17 protein-coding genes are annotated in these 15905 nt (G+C 69.9%); 7 read left to right on the forward strand and 10 right to left on the reverse strand.

Going from position 1 to position 15905, the window contains the following annotated elements:
• Positions 1–4 precede the first annotated feature (4 nt).
• The 5 genes from AOZ06_RS19470 to AOZ06_RS19490 are packed head-to-tail and all read right to left on the reverse strand — an operon-like array spanning position 5 to position 4649.
• Positions 5–607, reverse strand: a complete 603-nt coding sequence (locus tag AOZ06_RS19470; protein WP_054290710.1) for an N-acetyltransferase — start codon at positions 605–607, stop codon at positions 5–7.
• Positions 604–2160: an amidohydrolase gene (locus AOZ06_RS19475; protein ID WP_054296755.1), complete on the reverse strand. Its 1557-nt coding sequence runs from the start codon at positions 2158–2160 to the stop codon at positions 604–606. The genes AOZ06_RS19470 and AOZ06_RS19475 overlap by 4 nt, the downstream gene beginning before the upstream one ends.
• A complete protein-coding gene (locus tag AOZ06_RS19480; RefSeq protein ID WP_054290711.1) occupies positions 2160–2546 on the reverse strand; it encodes an acyl-CoA thioesterase in 387 nt (128 codons plus the stop codon). The genes AOZ06_RS19475 and AOZ06_RS19480 overlap by 1 nt, the downstream gene beginning before the upstream one ends.
• Entirely contained in the window at positions 2543–3931 is a 1389-nt protein-coding gene (locus AOZ06_RS19485) for an AMP-binding protein (RefSeq protein WP_054290712.1), read from the reverse strand. The genes AOZ06_RS19480 and AOZ06_RS19485 overlap by 4 nt, the downstream gene beginning before the upstream one ends.
• A complete protein-coding gene (locus AOZ06_RS19490; protein ID WP_054290713.1) occupies positions 3924–4649 on the reverse strand; it encodes an enoyl-CoA hydratase/isomerase family protein in 726 nt (241 codons plus the stop codon). The genes AOZ06_RS19485 and AOZ06_RS19490 overlap by 8 nt, the downstream gene beginning before the upstream one ends.
• Positions 4650–4740: 91 nt before the next feature.
• On the opposite strand from AOZ06_RS19490, the gene AOZ06_RS19495 reads away from it, so the two are divergent.
• The 3 genes from AOZ06_RS19495 (at position 4741) to secD (ending at position 7963) form a co-directional block, all read left to right on the forward strand.
• Positions 4741–5376, forward strand: a complete 636-nt coding sequence (locus tag AOZ06_RS19495; RefSeq protein ID WP_054290714.1) for a TetR/AcrR family transcriptional regulator — start codon at positions 4741–4743, stop codon at positions 5374–5376.
• A gap of 14 nt (positions 5377–5390) precedes the next feature.
• Positions 5391–5729 carry a hypothetical protein gene (locus AOZ06_RS19500; protein ID WP_054290715.1) on the forward strand — a complete coding sequence of 113 codons (339 nt, stop codon included), beginning with the start codon at positions 5391–5393 and terminating at the stop codon, positions 5727–5729.
• 62 nt (positions 5730–5791) lie between these two features.
• A complete protein-coding gene (gene secD / locus AOZ06_RS19505; RefSeq protein ID WP_169798946.1) occupies positions 5792–7963 on the forward strand; it encodes a protein translocase subunit SecD in 2172 nt (723 codons plus the stop codon).
• A gap of 209 nt (positions 7964–8172) precedes the next feature.
• Here secD and AOZ06_RS19510 read toward each other — a convergent pair whose 3' ends face one another.
• Together AOZ06_RS19510 and AOZ06_RS19515 are read right to left on the reverse strand one after the other, a co-directional pair.
• Positions 8173–8832 (reverse strand): YceI family protein, encoded by a 660-nt coding sequence (locus AOZ06_RS19510; RefSeq protein WP_054290717.1) that lies wholly within the window; start codon positions 8830–8832, stop codon positions 8173–8175.
• A gap of 1 nt (position 8833) precedes the next feature.
• Positions 8834–9211 carry a hypothetical protein gene (locus AOZ06_RS19515; RefSeq protein ID WP_218922017.1) on the reverse strand — a complete coding sequence of 126 codons (378 nt, stop codon included), beginning with the start codon at positions 9209–9211 and terminating at the stop codon, positions 8834–8836.
• Positions 9212–9230: 19 nt separating this feature from the next.
• Between AOZ06_RS19515 and AOZ06_RS54165 the strand changes: the two genes are divergently transcribed.
• Positions 9231–10955: an ATP-binding protein gene (locus AOZ06_RS54165; RefSeq protein ID WP_054290718.1), complete on the forward strand. Its 1725-nt coding sequence runs from the start codon at positions 9231–9233 to the stop codon at positions 10953–10955.
• A complete protein-coding gene (locus AOZ06_RS54170) occupies positions 10883–11899 on the forward strand; it encodes a LuxR family transcriptional regulator (protein ID WP_054290719.1) in 1017 nt (338 codons plus the stop codon). The genes AOZ06_RS54165 and AOZ06_RS54170 overlap by 73 nt, the downstream gene beginning before the upstream one ends.
• On the opposite strand, the gene AOZ06_RS19530 is transcribed toward AOZ06_RS54170, so the two are convergent.
• Positions 11893–12666, reverse strand: coding sequence for a DUF1684 domain-containing protein (locus tag AOZ06_RS19530; protein WP_054290720.1), 774 nt, complete (start codon positions 12664–12666; stop codon positions 11893–11895). The two genes, AOZ06_RS54170 and AOZ06_RS19530, sit on opposite strands and share 7 nt — an antisense overlap.
• A 60-nt stretch (positions 12667–12726) precedes the next feature.
• The gene (locus AOZ06_RS19535) at positions 12727–13626 is read right to left on the reverse strand and encodes a hypothetical protein (protein ID WP_225954781.1); all 900 of its coding nucleotides are present in this window, start codon (positions 13624–13626) and stop codon (positions 12727–12729) included.
• A 168-nt stretch (positions 13627–13794) separates the two neighbouring features.
• On the opposite strand from AOZ06_RS19535, the gene AOZ06_RS19540 reads away from it, so the two are divergent.
• Entirely contained in the window at positions 13795–14760 is a 966-nt protein-coding gene (locus tag AOZ06_RS19540; protein ID WP_054290721.1) for a sporulation protein, read from the forward strand.
• A gap of 45 nt (positions 14761–14805) precedes the next feature.
• Here the strand turns inward: AOZ06_RS19540 and AOZ06_RS19545 are convergent, their stop codons facing one another.
• Positions 14806–15330, reverse strand: a complete 525-nt coding sequence (locus tag AOZ06_RS19545; protein WP_157233120.1) for an ATP-binding protein — start codon at positions 15328–15330, stop codon at positions 14806–14808.
• Between the two features lie 227 nt (positions 15331–15557).
• Between AOZ06_RS19545 and AOZ06_RS19550 the strand changes: the two genes are divergently transcribed.
• Entirely contained in the window at positions 15558–15899 is a 342-nt protein-coding gene (locus AOZ06_RS19550; RefSeq protein ID WP_054290723.1) for a hypothetical protein, read from the forward strand.
• The last annotated feature ends 6 nt before the right edge of the window (positions 15900–15905 follow it).

Below are 15905 nucleotides of genomic sequence, written 5' to 3' on the forward strand. Positions count from 1 at the left end.
AAACCTACGACACCACGAGGCCTGTTGATCTCAATGTGTGCTTCACCAGAGGATCGGCGTCGGCCAGGCCGTAGCGGTACCGGTAGACGGCCAGCAGCGTGCCGCGCAGGTCGTCGCCGGTGATCGGCGCCGTTCGCGGCCTGGTCAGGTCGGCGGCCATCAGCCGCATCGGGTGCGAGTCGTCCTCGCCCGGCTGGTGGTAGCCCGTGATGGGCAGCAGCACCGCGCCGAGCCGCAGGTAGAAGGCGATCCGGCGGTCCCTGGTGGTCCGCTCGGCGTCGTCGATGCCGTCCTCGCCGGGGTCTTCGACGTCGTAGACGATCCTCGTGAACCCGGCCAGTTCGCGGCGGATCTCCGTCCACAGGCGCTCACCGAGGCCACGGCCGCGCTCGCCGACGACGAAGTAACGCAGGAACACCCAGCCGGTGGGGCCCAGCTCACGCAGCACCGCGAGACCGAGTGGGGCGTCGTCGACCAGCACGAGCGCGCGGTCGGCGAGCAGGTCGTCGAACGGGGCACGCAAGCGCTCGCCGAAGCCGTCCTCGTAGATCTCACGGACACGGTCGAGGTGGGACGCCGGCAGCGACCCCGCGGGCACGAGCTTCACCGGAACTCCCCGCCGACCATGGTCCGCAGCACCTCGATGTCCTTGATCCGGCTGGGGTCCACGCGTGCCGGGCTGTCCGACAGCACCACGAGGTCGGCCAGTTTGCCCACGGTGATCGTGCCTTTCCGGTGTTCTTGCTTGGACGCGTACGCCGAGCCGTACGTGAAGGCGCGCAACGCCTCCAGCCCGGTGACCGCCTCGCCGGGGTTGAACGCCACGCCGGACGCGGTCCGCTGGTTGACCATGTCGTGCATGCCCAGCAGGGGAGCGCCGGTGACCACCGGCCGGTCCGAGCTGCCGGGCACGACGATCCCGGCGTCCAGCAGGGACCGTTGCCGGTACGCCCACGCCGTCCGTTCCGGCCCGAGCGCACGCAGCATGCCGTCGCCGATCTCGTTGGCGAACCGCCCTTGCGGCACGGGGATGACGCCGAGCTCACGGGCCCGCAGCACCTGGTCGGGCCTGGCCACGCCGAAGTGCTCGATGCGGTGCCGCCTGCTCGGGTCCCCGGCCGTCGCGTACGCGTCCAGCACGAGGTCGATCGCGGCGTCGCCGATCGCGTGCGTGGCCACGCGCCAGCCCGCGTTGTGCGCGGCCAGGATCGTGGCGGTCAGCGCGTCGGCGTCGCCTTGCAGGTAGCCGCGGTTGCCGGGCGTGTCGGTGAACTCCTGGCACATCGCCGCGGTGTGGCCGATCAGCGAACCGTCGGAGAAGACCTTGACCGGGCCGATGCCCAGCCAGTCGTCCCCGAATCCGGTCCGGATGCCCAGGTCGAGCCCGACACCGAGTTCGGCGACCGGGTGCAGCACGTCCGCCGCGACCATCAGCTCCACCCGGACACGGAGTTTGCCCTGTTCGCGGGCCCGGTGGTACGCCTCGACCTCGACCGGGGTCTTGCCGATCCAGCCGCCGCCGATCCCGGCCTCCACACAGCTGGTGATGCCTTCGGCCAGGTAGCGCTGCCCGGCGCGGTCGATCGCGTCGACCAGGGTGTCCACCGGGTACGGCAGGATCAGCGGGTTCACAAGCTGCTGTGCCTGTTCCTGGAGCAGGCCGGTCGGCCGTCCGGCACTGTCGGTGACCACCAGTCCACCGTCCACTTCGACGGCGTGTTCGTCGATGCCCAGTTCGCGCAGGACAGGGGAGTTGACCACACACATGTGCCCGGACGTGTGCTTCACGAGCACCTTGCGGCCACGGGCGGCACGGTCCAGGCCGTCGCGCGTCGGGTGCCCACCGCACTTGTTCTCGTCGTAGCCCGACGCGATGATCCACTCGCCGCTGTCCGGCGCCGCCGCGATCGCCGCGTACAGCGCGTCCAGGCTCGGCACCCGTACGTCCACTTCGGACAGGGTGAGGCCGTACCAGCTCATGTGGTTGTGCGCGTCGTGGAATCCCGGGGTCACGGTGGCGCCGCCGAGGTCGATCACGCGCTTGGCCGGGACGTCCGCCAGCGCGACGATCCGGTCGCCGAGGATCGCGACCGCCGAGGCGTCCTGGCCGTCCAGCGTGACCACGTTCGCGTTCCTGAGCACCAGGTCTGCTTCGAGCATCACAGCTGCGTGAACATCGTTCGGTACCAGTCGCTCCACGGCGCGGGCCGCCCGTCGGCGTCCACCTTCACGATCACCCGGTGGCCGCGCGCGTAGTGCCCGCACCGGAATCCGTACACCGCGCTCGTGGTGCCGATCTTCTCGGCGGTGAGCTCGACCGGCAGGATTCCCGGTGACGTGAACGCGGCGAGGAACTCGATCCGCAGTTCCCGCACCACGTACCGCAGGTCGTCGTCGCGGTCGCCGAACCGCTCCCAGCCCTTGCCGAACTGCTCGAACAGCGCCGACTGCGCGCGTTCGACGTGCAGGGCGAAGCGGGTGTTGTGCAGCGTGCCGTTGAGGTCCAGTTCGTCGAAGTAGACCGGGCTGTCCCACTTGAAGCTCACCGCAGCCGCTCCTTCGCCACCCGCTCGGACGCCGTGAGCGGCAGTTCGGCCCGCAACTCCCAGAACCGGGGGATCTTGAACGCCGCCAGCCGGTCCGCGCAGTACGCGGCGAGTTCGTCCTCGCCCGCGTCGCCGACGACGAACGCCTTGACCTCCTCGCCGCGGATGTCGTCCGGTACGCCGACCACGGCGGCCAGCCGCACGCCGGGGTGGCTCATCAGGACTTCCTCGACCTCGTGCGCGGCGATGTTCTCGCCGCTGCGGCGGATCATGTCCTTGATCCGGCCGAGGTGGTACACCCGCCCGTTCTCGTCGATCCTGGCCAGGTCACCGGTGTGGAACCAGCCGTCGTCGAACACGTCCGGCCGGCCGAGGTAGCCGTCCATCATGCCTGGGCCGCGCAACAGCAGTTCACCGTCGGCGATCCTGGCCTCGCGGTGCGGCGCAGGCCTGCCCAGGCACCCCGTGCCGACGAAGGCGTCGTGGTCCTCGGCGGTGATCCGGATGTCGGCACCGGTCTCGGTCATCCCGAACGCCTCGTACCACCCGACGCCCCAGCGCTGCTCCAGGGCCTGGTGCAGGGGGAGCGGGATCGCGGACGCCTGCACGGCACGGACGCGGTGGTCGCGGTCGGCCGGGTCGGGGGGCATCTTCAGCAGCAACGCGGGCATCGCGCCGAGGCAGTAGAAGTACGTCACCCGGTGCTCGCGGACCTTCGCCCAGAAGCTCGACGGGTGGAACCCGTCCAGGACGACCAGGTGCGCCCCGGCGAGCAGCGCGGCCACGACGTTCCACTGTGGATCGATGTAGTGGAACGGCTGCGCGGTCAGCATCACGTCGTGCTCGGTCAGGTTCGGGAAGTGTTCGACAAGGCTGCCGGCCAGGCGCAGCCAGTACTCGTGCGACAGCACGCATCCCTTGGGACTGCCGGTGGTTCCGGAGGTGTACTGGATGTTCACCACGCGGTTGACCGGTCCCTGCTCGAAACCCGGTTGCGGGGACAGCGTGTCGATGTGGTGGACCGGTGGCGCGTCGATCGCGTCGAGCAGCGGGCCGAACTCGCGGGTGGTCACCACGGCCACCGCCTCGGACGAGCGCAGCAGGTGGGAGGCGTCGACCGACCGGTACTTCACGTTCACCGGGACTATCACGGCGCCCAGTTTGACCAGCGCGAACCAGATCAGCGGGAACTCGGCCTGGTTGCGCAGCAACACCGCGACCCGGTCGCCTTGGCCGATCCCCTTGTCGCGCAACGCCTGTGCGTAACCCGATGAGCGCTCGTGCACCTGCGCGAACGTCAACCGCTCGCCGGGGTCGAACGTCCACGCGACGCGCGACGGCCACTTCCGCGCGGCCTCGGCGATGGCGCCGACCAGGTCATCCATTGCCGTACTCACCGGCGACGCTGGTCAGGACGGCGTGGCCGACCTCGGTCGCGAGCGCCTCGGTCATCCCGCCGTCCATGCCCTGGTTGAGCACCTGTTTGGCCAGGCTGACGGCCACCGGCGGGCGGTTCGCGACGGTCGCGGCCCAGTCGAGCGCGGCCTTCTCGTGCTCGCCGGCGGGCACCACGCGGTTGACCAGGCCGAGTTCGGCGGCCCTTGCCGCCGGGAACCTCTCGCCGAGCAGCAGCATCTCCTTGGCCACGGCCGGTCCGGCGATCTTGGGCAGCAGCGCCGAGATCCCGCCCGTCACGCTCAGGCCCAGCCCGACCTCGGGGAACCCGAACTGGGCGTGCTCGTCGGCGATGACCAGGTCGCAGCAGAGCGCGAACTCGCAGCCCGCGCCGACGGCGTAGCCGTGCACGGCGGCGATGACGACGCCGGGGAACGCCCTGATCCGCCGGGTGACCTCCTGGAGACGCTCGACGCGCCGCGCGGTCTCGATGGCCGTCTCGACCGGGACGGGTTCTTTGAGGTCGTGCCCCGAGCAGAACGCCCGGCCGCGCCCGGCCAGCACGACCGCACGCGCGCTGTCGCCCGCTGCCTGGTCGAGCGCCGTCAGCAGGCCCTCGGTCAGCTCGGTCGTGACGGCGTTCAGGCGGTCCGGCCGGTTGAGGTGCACGCGGGCGACGCGGTCGCGGCACTCGTAGTCGACAACCACCTCGAAGACTCCTCTCGATCGATCGATCGATAGACTCAGCTGGTACGTTAGACGTGGTTCAGCGGACCGGTCAACAACAGCGGGGGCGGACATGTCGCAGACCACAGCGCGCCGCGTCCGGCTGGCCGCGATCGAACTGTTCGCCACCCGCGGCTTCCACGGCACCGGGATCCGCGATCTCGCCGAGGCCGCTGGCCTGTCGTCGGCGACCCTGTACCACTACATGGGCACCAAGGAGGACCTGCTCGTCTCGATCATGCGAGCCAGCCTCGACCGGCTGGTCGCCGCCGCCCGCCAGGTCACCGCCGACGTGCCGGACCCGCTCGGCCGCGTCACCAACCTGGTCGCGCTGCACGTCTACACGCACGCCGAGCAGCAGCTGGAAACGCGGGTGGTCGACGGTGAGATCCGCGCGTTGTCGCCGCAACGCCGTCCCGGGATCATCGCACTGCGCGACGAGTACGAAGCCTGCTGGCAGACAGCGATCGACGACGGCTGCGACCGGGGGCTGCTGCGCCCCAGTTCCCGCAGCGTCGCCCGGCTGGCGCTGCTGGAGATGTGCAGCGGGATCTCGCGCTGGTACTCGCCGACGGGACCGTTCACTTTGGACGAACTGGCCGAGCGCTACATCGAGATGTCACTCGGCCTGCTCGGCGCGCCCGGTCCGGCCGCCAAGCCCGACCTCGGGCCGGTCCGGGCGATCGTCGCCGCCAACTGGCCGGATTGAGTACGCTGGGGCACGTGACAGCCCGGCGCCTGCTCCTGCTGGTGGTCGCCGCTGTCCTGATGTCGCTGGTTCTCACGCCGCGCAGCGAGCCCGTGCCACCGCCGTCGCCGGACAACGAGACCGTCGCGGTCGAACAGACCGTGGTGAAGGCCGTTCCCCCGATCCGAGACGCCGGACGCCCCGCGGCGGACCCGGGACTGCTGAAAGTGCAAAGCCTCGCCGAGATGACCAGCACCGAGCCGGTGCCGGCGATGCTGGGCGAGCAGGACGAGGACGTGCCGCTGGTCTCGCGCGACGCGGCGCTCCCGGTCGCGGACGACCGCGGACCTCCTGCCGGACAGGCAGTGCTCTGACACCCCTGTCCGTTCTTTTCAGCTAGGAGACTCCCTTGTCGCGCGTTCCCGCGCGGCGAGGCATGACTGGGCGCCTCATCACGTGCCTTTTCGTGCTCGCCGCGGCTGTGTACCTGTTGCTGACCACCGCGCCCCGCCTGGGGCTGGACCTGCGTGGCGGCACGCAGGTCGTACTGGAGACCAAGGCGGAGGCAGACGACGCCGCCACCGACCGCACGCTGGAAGTGCTGCGCCGCCGCGTCGACCAGCTCGGGGTGGCCGAACCGATGCTGGCGCGATCCGGTGACAACCGGATCGTCATCGAACTGCCCGGTCTGCAGGACCCCCAGGAAGCCATCGAGGTCATCGGCAAGACGGCACAGCTGAGATTCCACTCCGTCACGGGCGTGTCGGGCACCGACGGGCAGCTCGGCCTCGGTCCCGTCGCGCTCACGGGCGAAGGTGTCGAGGACGCGCGAGCCGAGACCAGCCCGCAGGAAGGACCCGGCTGGTTCGTCAGCATCGACTTCACCGGCGACGCCGCGCGGCAGTGGGAGACGCTGACCGGTCAGGCGGCGTGCTCGCCGATGGGCGACCCGAAGCGCCGCGTCGCGATCGTGCTCGACGACAAGGTGATCTCCTCGCCGGAGGTCAACGCGCAGGCCCGCTGCCAGATCGGGATGATCGGCGACAAGATCCGGATCACCGGCCAGTTCGGCCAGGCCGAGGCCAAGGACCTGGCGTTGCTGATCAACGCGGGCGCGTTGCCGGTGCCGGTGGAGATCATCGAACAGCGGACCGTCGGCCCGACCCTCGGCGCGGCGGCGATCGAGGACAGCGCGCGGGCCGCGGTGATCGGCCTCGCGCTCACGGCGGCGTTCCTGCTCGTGGTCTACTGGTTCGCCGGTTTCGTCGCCGTGTTCGCGTTGCTGTGCTACGCCTTGGTTTCCTACGCGGCCTTGCTCGCGATCGGTGCCACGCTGACGTTGCCGGGGCTGGCCGGGTTCGTGCTGGCGATCGGGATGGCGGTCGATGCCACGGTCCTTGTGTTCGAGCGAGCCAGGGAGGAACGCGACAGCCCGTTGCCCAAGGCGATCGAGAAGGGGTTCAAGGGCGCGCTGTCGGCGATCGTCGACTCGAACGTGACGACCCTGCTGGCCGCGGGCCTGCTGTTCCTGCTGGCATCCGGGCCGGTGCAGGGCTTCGGCGTGACGCTGACGATCGGTGTGCTCGCGGCCATGTTCACCACGCTCGTCCTCACCCGGCTGCTGATGCACTACGCCGTGCGCTCGCCGAAGATCTCCGGCCTGACCAGGGACGGCCGGGTCCGCAGGTGGGTCAACGAGCGCAGCCCCGGTTTCCTCGGCAAGCCACGCAGGTGGCTGACGGCCGCGATCGCCGTCGTGCTGATCGCGTTGGCCGGCTTGGTGTTCGCCAATCCGAAACTGGGCATCGAGTTCACCGGCGGCCGTGTGCTCGAATACAGCACACCCGCCGATCCGGAACAGGTCCGGCAAGCCGTGTCCGACGCGGGCTTCCCGCGGGCGGTCGTCCAGGCCAGCGGCACGAACACCGTCTCGATCCGCACCGAACCACTCGACCAGGCAGCGACCGACAGGATCCGTGCGGCCGTGGCGAAGGCCGGTGGCCAGGCCGGGCAGATCAGGGACGAGCAGATCGGCCCGAGCCTCGGCGCCGAACTGCGCACGAAGGCGTTGATCGCACTGGGCCTCGCGATCACCGCCCAGCTGATCTACCTGGCGGTCCGGTTCGACTGGCGGCTCGGCGTGGCGACCGTGGTCGCGCTGGCCCAGGACGTGCTGATCATCCTGGGCATCTTCGCGTGGCTGGGCAGGCCGATGGACGGCGTGTTCCTCGCCGCCCTGCTGACCGTGATCGGCTACTCGGTCAACGACTCGGTGGTGGTCTTCGACCGGGTGCGGGAGATCCGGGGCAAACGACCGAAGCAACCGTTCGCCGAGACAGTCGGGGCGGCCGTGCTGCAGACGTTGCCGCGCACGGTGAACACCGGTATCGGCGTCCTGTTCGTGCTCGGCGCGTTGCTGGTCCTCGGCGACGGGTCGCTCGCGGACTTCGCATCGGCGTTGCTGCTCGGTCTTGTGGCGGGCACTGTGTCCACAGTGGCCACCGCTGGGCCCGTGGCGATCATGCTGGACAAGCGCTACCCAGGTGCGGCACGCGCGTCCACGAAGGCCAAACCACGAGCCCGGACAGGCAGCGGCGCGGTGGTCTAGCGTCAGCCGCTGGGAGGCTACACAGCCGTACGGTGGTGTCCTGACGCCCGGTTGTCCGTGACGGACACGTGCAGCAGCGTCATCTCCTTCTTCGTCCGGTCATCCGATTTGTGGACGACCAGCAGGAGGGCGCCCGGCGGTGCCGACGCTGTCGGTGAGGTGGAACCGGAACCGGCCGTAGTCCCGTTCGCCGATGTGCTGCCGCGTGGTCACATCCCACAGGTGCGGCCGGCCGTGTTCTTGTGGACGGTCCGATCTCGCGGATCCCCGACAGCCGCAACGGCCTTACGCAGTGCCCCGTTCACCTGTGAACCACCAACCCCGGCCGCATCGGGTGGGCAGTCCACGGCCTCGGGCTGGACCGCCACCTGGTCGAGGTTGGCGGTGACCGTGATCTCGATGATCCGGCCGATCATGAACCGGGGTGCCCGCAGGGACATCTGCCTGCGGTCGAACCGGGTGGTCGCGGTCATCGAGACCGCGCCAAAGTCCGAAGTGGAGATGTGGACGTCACCTTCGAGCGGGCAGATGAACCCGCGCACGGTCAGCTCACCGGTGACGTGCCAGCCCTCGTCGGCCACGGTGATCGCGATCGCCCGGAACGTCATCGTGGGGTGGGTGTCGAGATCCAGCAAGCCGGGGGAGCGCAGGTGCTTGTCACGGTGGCGGTTGCCGGTGGCGATGGCACCCAGGTCCAATGACCCGTGCACCGCCGTCGGCGTCCCGTCCGATCCGACTTCGACACGTCCGTCCACGATGGGCACGGTTGCGTGGACCGTTCCGCCGAGGCTGCCGACGGCGAACCCGGCGGTGCTGGTCGCCGGGTCGGCCGTCCAGGTCCCGGCGGCCAGGGTCAGTGCGGTGGTCATGTCATGCTCCTTCGGGCGTCACGCGGACGACCGGGTAGATCTCGACCCGGTCGGCTCCTGGCAGCAGCGCCGGGTCCTCGTCCGGCAGCAGAGCGGTGCCCAGCACCGCCTTCTGGGCGTCGAGCAGGGTCTGCTCGTCCTCGGCGAAGGTGATGATCACCGCCGACCCGTCGTCGCGCCGCAACACGTAGGTGCGGACGTCGAAGCCGGCCAATGCGGGCTGGATCCGGTTGCGACCGGCGTAGTCTGCCGCGGCGATCTCGGCGGGAGAGCGGGGGCCGTCGAAGAAAGTCAGTTGTGCGTGCATGTCAGGCAGTCTCGTGTCGCGGCGCCGCGAGCGGATCAGCGCGACCACCGAGCACTGGTACTGAATCGCCACGGGCCGCGATACTCATGGCATGGACTTGCCGATCGTCGGGCGCTCGGCCGAACTGGGCCAGCTACGGGCCGCGCTACTGGCCGCGTCCGCCGGATCGGGACGGTTGGTGCTGGTCAGCGGCGAGGCGGGGATCGGCAAGACGCGTCTGGCCACCGCCGTCGCCGACATGGCCGCCGACTACGACATCCCGGTGGCCCACGGGTACGCAGTGGACGATCCGGGGATGCCGCCGCTGTGGCCGTGGCGCAGGCTGGCGCGTGACGTCCCCGCCGTGGCGGCCGCGCTCGAGGTGGACGCGGCGCTCGGCTCGGCGTCGGCCCGGTTCGCGATGTTCTCCGACGTGACCGACGCGCTGGCCGCCGCGGCCGAACCGGGGCTGGTGGTCATCCTCGAAGACCTGCACTGGGCGGACCGGACCTCGCTCAAGCTGCTCACCCACCTGGCCGCGGAACTGTCCCGGACGCGGTTGCTCGTGCTCTGCACGTACCGTGACCCGGACGGCACGCCACTGGCCGAGCAACTACCGGACCTGTTGCGCGCCGGTGAGACGCGGTCGATCCGGCTGAGCGGCCTGTCCGCTGCGGACATCGCGCAGTGGCTGCGGATCGAGTCGCTGGACTCGAGCAAGGCGGGCCAGGTCGAGACCAAGACCAACGGCAACCCGCTGTACGTGCGCATGCTCGTGGACTGCGGGCTCGACCTCGGCGGGCACCCGGAGCTGCGCAGGCTGGTGCTGGCCCGTGTCCCCGAAGGCACCCGCGACCTGCTCGGCGCGGCGAGCGTGCTCGGGGAGGAGATCGACATCTCGCTGGTGGCGAAGGTCGCCGGGCTGTCCGGGCAGGAAGCCGGCGAGGTGCTCGACGAGGCCGTGCGCGCGGGGATCCTGCGTGTGCGACCGTCCTTTTCGTTCGTGCACGCGCTGGTCCGCGACGCCCTGTACGAACAACTCGCGCCCTCCCAGCGAACGGCCTTGCACCACCTCGCGGCCGAGGCGCTCGCCGGCACCGGCCTGGCCGGGCCGATCGCCAATCACTGGCGGCTCGCCGGCGATACCGGGAAAACCGTGCACTGGGCACGGAAAGCAGCCGCGTCCGCGCTGGAGGAACTCGCGTACGACGAGGCGGTGGCGTTCGCCAGGCTCGCCGCCCAGATCCCGGACGCTCGGCTGATCCTCGACCTGGCCAAGGCGGAATACCTCGCCGGCCTCATCAGCGCCAGCGTCGCGCACTGCGAGCAGGCCGCCAGGATGGACCCGGACCTGCTGGCCGAGGCCGCGCTGGTGGTCACCGGCCTTGGCGACGCCAAGACTCTGTCCGCAGTGGACAGAATGGCGGCCGCGGCGCTGCGCAGGCGGCAGCCGGACGCGATCAGGGCCCGGCTGCTCGCCCAGCGCGCGATCGCCGTGGCCGACCGCGGCGACGCGGCGGACCTGGCACGGGAGCTGTCGGCCGGGGCACTGGCCGTCGCGGAGTCGAGCGGTGACCCGGACGCGGTGCTGGACGGCTTGCACGCCAGGCACTTCACGTTGTGCGCGCCGCAGTTCCTCGCCGAACGGATGGAACTGGCGGTCCGCGCGTGCGATCTCGGCGAGACCGCAGAGCAACCGCTCGCCGCCATGTGGGGCACGTCTGGCTGGTCGACGCGGCGTTCCAGCGCGGTGATCTGGCGGCGGTGGAACACGAGATCAACCAGATCGAACACTTCGCGGCCGCTCGTCAGCACGCACTGGCCCAATGGCACGTGACACGGCTGCGTGCGACACAGGCCGCGCTGATCGGTGACCTGGACGAGGCGCTGGCGCAGAACGAGGCCGCCAGAGCGATCGCGGAACGCGTGGTCACCGAGGCCACGGGCGGGTTGTACTTCGCGTTCCTCGCGCAGATCGCGATGCTGCGCGGGACGATGACCGCGGACGAGGCCGCGGCGATGCTGCGGGTGCTCGGCGCGGTGCGTGACGTCGCGCTCGCCAGGATCTTCATCCCGATCACGCACGCGCTGCGCGGCGACAAGCAGGCTGCCCGCGCGACGTTCGAGGAGTTCCGGCACATGCCGTCGGAGCTCCAGATAGGACCGCGGTGGGCCGCGGTCCTGCACCACATCGGGATCGTCGCGACCATGGTGGACGACGCCGAGACAGCCGGCCGCGTCTACGGGATCCTCGGGTCGCTGGAACCGTCCTTCCTGACTGACGGTTCGGGCGCGGTGTTCTGCGCGGGCGCTTCCCCGCGGGCGTCAGGCGACCTGGCGCTGGCGACCGGGCGCGTGGCCGAGGCGATCGAGCACTACCGGCTGGCGATCGAGATGAACGCGAGGATCGGCGCGCGGCCGTTTGTCGCCCTGAGCAGGCTCGGCCTGGCGAGAGCGCTGCTCAAACGCGGCGAGCACACCGACATCCCCGACGTGCGCAAGCTGGCGGGCGAGGCGGCGGCCGAGTTCCGCCGCCTCGACATGCCAGGTCCCCTCGCCACGGCGGACACGGTGCTGCGCGACTCCCGCGAGACGAGCCCGTTGTCCCGCCGGGAGTCGGAAGTGGCGGACCTGATCGGCCAGGCGTTGTCGAACAAGCAGATCGCCCAACGCCTGGTGCTGTCCGAACGCACAGTCGAGTCACACGTCCGGAGCATCCTCGGCAAACTCGGGTACACGACTCGCACCGAGATCGCGACGTGGAACGTCAGATCTCAGTAGGGAGTCTTCTCCCCGGCTTCGATCGCGAACGGCAAACGGTTGCCGGCGGGCGGGATCGGGCACGTGGCGAACTCGGTGAACGCACAGGGCAGGTTCGTGGCCCGCGTGAAGTCGATGACGACGTCGTCACCCCGCTCAGGCAAAGCGACGGCAACCGACCGCACGGCGGCGTAGGTGGTGACGCCGCTGGTGGCGTCCGTGAACAGGATGCTCAGCCCACCTTGCTTGCCGTTGAACGCGGCCAGCGTGTGCTCGGCGCCGTCGTGTTCGAACCGCACGACTCCCGGCACCTGGTAGACGTGGCTGAGTCCTTCGACCACGGCACCGACCGTCGTCGGCCGCGGCTCGTCGTAGGCCTCGTACCGGCCCTTGAAGACCCACTCCGGCTTCGGTTCGTAGGCGGGAACGCCGTGGAAGTCGGCCAGTGCCTTGGCTTTCGGGTCGTGCACACGGATCAGGTAGCCCGACCGCCGCGCCACCTCGATCTCCACGTCACCGGCGACGACCCGCGTCCCCGGCCCGCTGTTGACCAACTCGAAACGCTGGACACCGGTCACCGGCTCGCCCTCGTGGACGAGGTCGGCGCCCTGCGGGTCGACGTACGCCGCTTCCTCGTCCTGCCACCACAATCCCGGCAACTCGCCGTAGGTGCGCGGCTTGTCGTCCAACCAGTCGAGCGAGACCAACGCCAGCCACCCGTACGGGTCGACGAGGTCCTTCACTCGCGTGTCGTGCCATTCCTGCCACTCGGAAACGAAGTTCGACATGACGGGTCCAACGACGCCGCCCGAGCCCTATTCCGGCTCCCACATGCCGGGATCGGGCGGCTACCCCGCGGCCACGGCCCGGTCGATCGGTTCGGTGACGAGCCGGGACGCCGGGTCACCGGGGTACAGGCGACGCACCTCGCGCCGCAGCTCATCGGTGATCATGACGAGCTGCTCGACCGACTTCCGCCGCGCGCCAAGGGCAGCGTTGGTCCAGGTGGCAGCCGCGTCCAGGTCGCCCCGCCTGACCGACACCACTGCCATCGTCAGCCGGGCCTCGGTCGCGCGCATGGGGCTGCTGTCGGTGCCGTCTGGACGGCGGGAGATCCGCAGGACCTCATGGGCGTGTTCGGTCGCCCGTCTGTCGTCGCCGAGCAGGCGGTAGCAGTCCATCGCGAAGAAGTCCCACTTGCGCGGGTCGACGACGAAGTGGTTCTCGGGGCGGCTCGGTCGATCGTGCTCGCCGAGCAACCGGTGCCCGTGCTCCAGGAGCCTGTCGACCTCGTTCGCATCACCCATCCGGGCCGCGGCCTTCGCGGCCTGGGCGGCTAGTTGTACGGCGACCGAACTGTGCGGCGCGGTTTCCATGCCCGCTTGCGCGAGTGGGCCGACCGCCGCCACGTCGCCTCTTGTCAGGGCGAACCACGCTGACATCTCGAACGACCAGGCGGTGATCTCCCCGTGGCCGGTTTCCTGTCCGAGCCGCGCTGCCGCCCGGCGGCTGCGCTCAGCCCGCGGATACCGTCCGGTGTCGTATTCGACGCATCCCGCGAGGAGCGTCAGCCAACCGGCCTGGACGAGCAGTTCCCGGTCACGCCCACCGTCGAGCAACCCGGCGATGGACCGCAACTGGGCCCGCGTGTCGGTCAACAGTTCATGCGCGTCACGCCATGCGTACTCGCGGCAGAGCCGCTCCGTGGCGATCTGCACCTGGTCGACGGTTTCGCGTCCCGCGCTCATGTCGCTCACCGCTCCGAGAGTCGTGGATTGCTCCCTGTGCTGAGCCCGGTTTTCAGCCGAGTGGCGCAAACAAGCACCGGGTGGGCGTTTTGTCCGGAACTTCTGGACCCTAGAGTTGCGTTGGCCATTATGTCCGCCCTGCCGATTGTCTAAGGAGAAGACCTCCGGATGGTGTTCAAGAAGATGTTGCAGAAGCTCGGCGTCGGCGGGCCGTCTGTCGACACCGTGCTGGCCGACCCGAGGGTCACGCCCGGCGGGACGCTCACCGGTGAGGTGCGCATCCAGGGCGGCGACGGCGAGGCCGAGATCGAGCACATCGCGTTGTCGCTGGTCACCCGGGTCGAACGAGGTGATCGCGGCCAGGGCATGGTGGAGTTCCACCGTGTCGTCGTCTCCGGTCCGGCGAAGCTCGCCGCCAAGCAGGACCGCACCATCCCGTTCAGCATCCCCGTCCCGTGGGAGGCGCCGATCACCGAGGTCGGTGGGCAGCGGCTGCCGCGGATGGAGCTGGGGCTGCGCACCGAGCTGTCCATCGCCAAGGCGGTCGACAAGGGTGATCTCGACCCGGTCCACGTCCTGCCCCTCGAGTCGCAGGACGCCGTGCTCGAGGCGTTCGGCCAGCTCGGTTTCCAGTTCAAGTCCGCCGACCTCGAGGCGGGCCGGATCTACGGCATCCGCCAGGAACTCCCGTTCTTCCAGGAGATCGAGTTCTACCCGCCGCAGCAGTTCGGCGGCCGGATCAACGAGGTCGAGCTGACCACCGTCGCCTCGCGAGAGGGCATCGTGGTCGTGCTCGAAGCCGACAAGCGCGGCGGCTTCGGTGGCGGCCAGGACGTGATCGGCCGGTTCGAGGCCACGCACCGGGAAGCGCTCGAACTGGACTGGGCGCGCATGTTCCACGAGTGGCTCGAGCGTGTCGCGAGCCGCCGGTCCAGCATGTTCGGCGGGCGTGGTGATCACTACGAGGACTACGACGGCCACCACGGTCACCGGGGCCATCGGGGTCACCGCGGCGGCGGCATGGGCGGCATGGTCGCCGGCGCGGCAGCCGGTGTCGTCGGCGGCATGATGATCGGCGAGATGCTCGACGGCTTCGGCGGCGAGGACGAAGGCGGCGGCGACGAAGAAGGCTGACGTCAACTCACCCGGGTGCGGCCGGTCGCACCCGGGTGAGCCGGATCAGGAGACCTTCTGCTCGTAACCGAACGTTTCGCCGCCCATCGGCCGCAGGTCCTCGATCGGCCACCCCAGTACCACTGTCGTCCCCGACGCTGTCGAGGTCACGTCGAACTCGTCGGCCAACGCCGCCATGAGCAGCAGGCCACGGCCTCGCGTGCTCGGACCGGGCCGCGGCGTGCGCCAATGGCCGCTGTCGGACACGACGGTCCACGCACAGTGACCCGCCTTGTCACACCCGGCGAACAAGGTCACCGGCCCTCCTCGGCCGAGGTACGCGTGTTCGACCGCGTTCGTGGCTGCCTCGTCCAGCGCGAGCACGATGTCCTGCGTCAGTTCTGTGCCGAGACGCAGCGCGCTCGCCCACTTGCCGATATCTCGCCGTGCCACTCCGAGGTTCGTGGGATCCGCCGGAAACCGCAGGTAAACGTGCGGTTGCCGGACATCGGCGGCTGCGATCACCTTCGCGGCAACCTTCGGCAGCGTCGTACCCCATTCGGTGAGTGAGACCGCGGCCTTCTTTCGCATCGTCGCCAACACCTTCGACTCGCTGACAAGTCCGGTATCGGCTTACCCGTTGTGGCCGAGAACTATTCCTCCGTTCGGTCCACTGGCGACGTGGTAGCCGTCTCGTCACCGTATGTGATCGCACTGAGTGCGTCCGCTCGAACAGGGGATCATCGTTTGGTGCGGCATTCGTGCGGGAAAATGGATCAAGGCGGACAACGGTGTCCGCCACCACAAGGGGAGTCGTCTTGAACTCAAGTGACCTGGGGGACGCGCCGCGACCCATCGTCAGCCTCGCCCCCGGCCTGCGCCTGCGCACCGAGGTGGGCGTCGCGCTGCACGAGCTGGCCCAGTCCGCCGACGTGCGGACCGTCCGTGACAACCTGCGGGGCGCGTTGGCGTACACCGCCGCGATCGGTGAGACGGCCATGATCTCCGCCGCCGCCGAGTGTGTGCGCCTGTCCGTCAGCCGCCTGGACGCCGGGCTCGTCAGTCCCGCGTGCACCGCGCTGACCGAGGCGCTGCGGCTGCTGAGCCCGGCTCCGGCTCAGCACCGGGACGCGGTCCCGGTGCTGGCGCCAGTGCTGTGAACCGCG

It is taken from the genome of Kibdelosporangium phytohabitans (assembly GCF_001302585.1).
GTDB lineage: Bacteria > Actinomycetota > Actinomycetes > Mycobacteriales > Pseudonocardiaceae > Kibdelosporangium > Kibdelosporangium phytohabitans.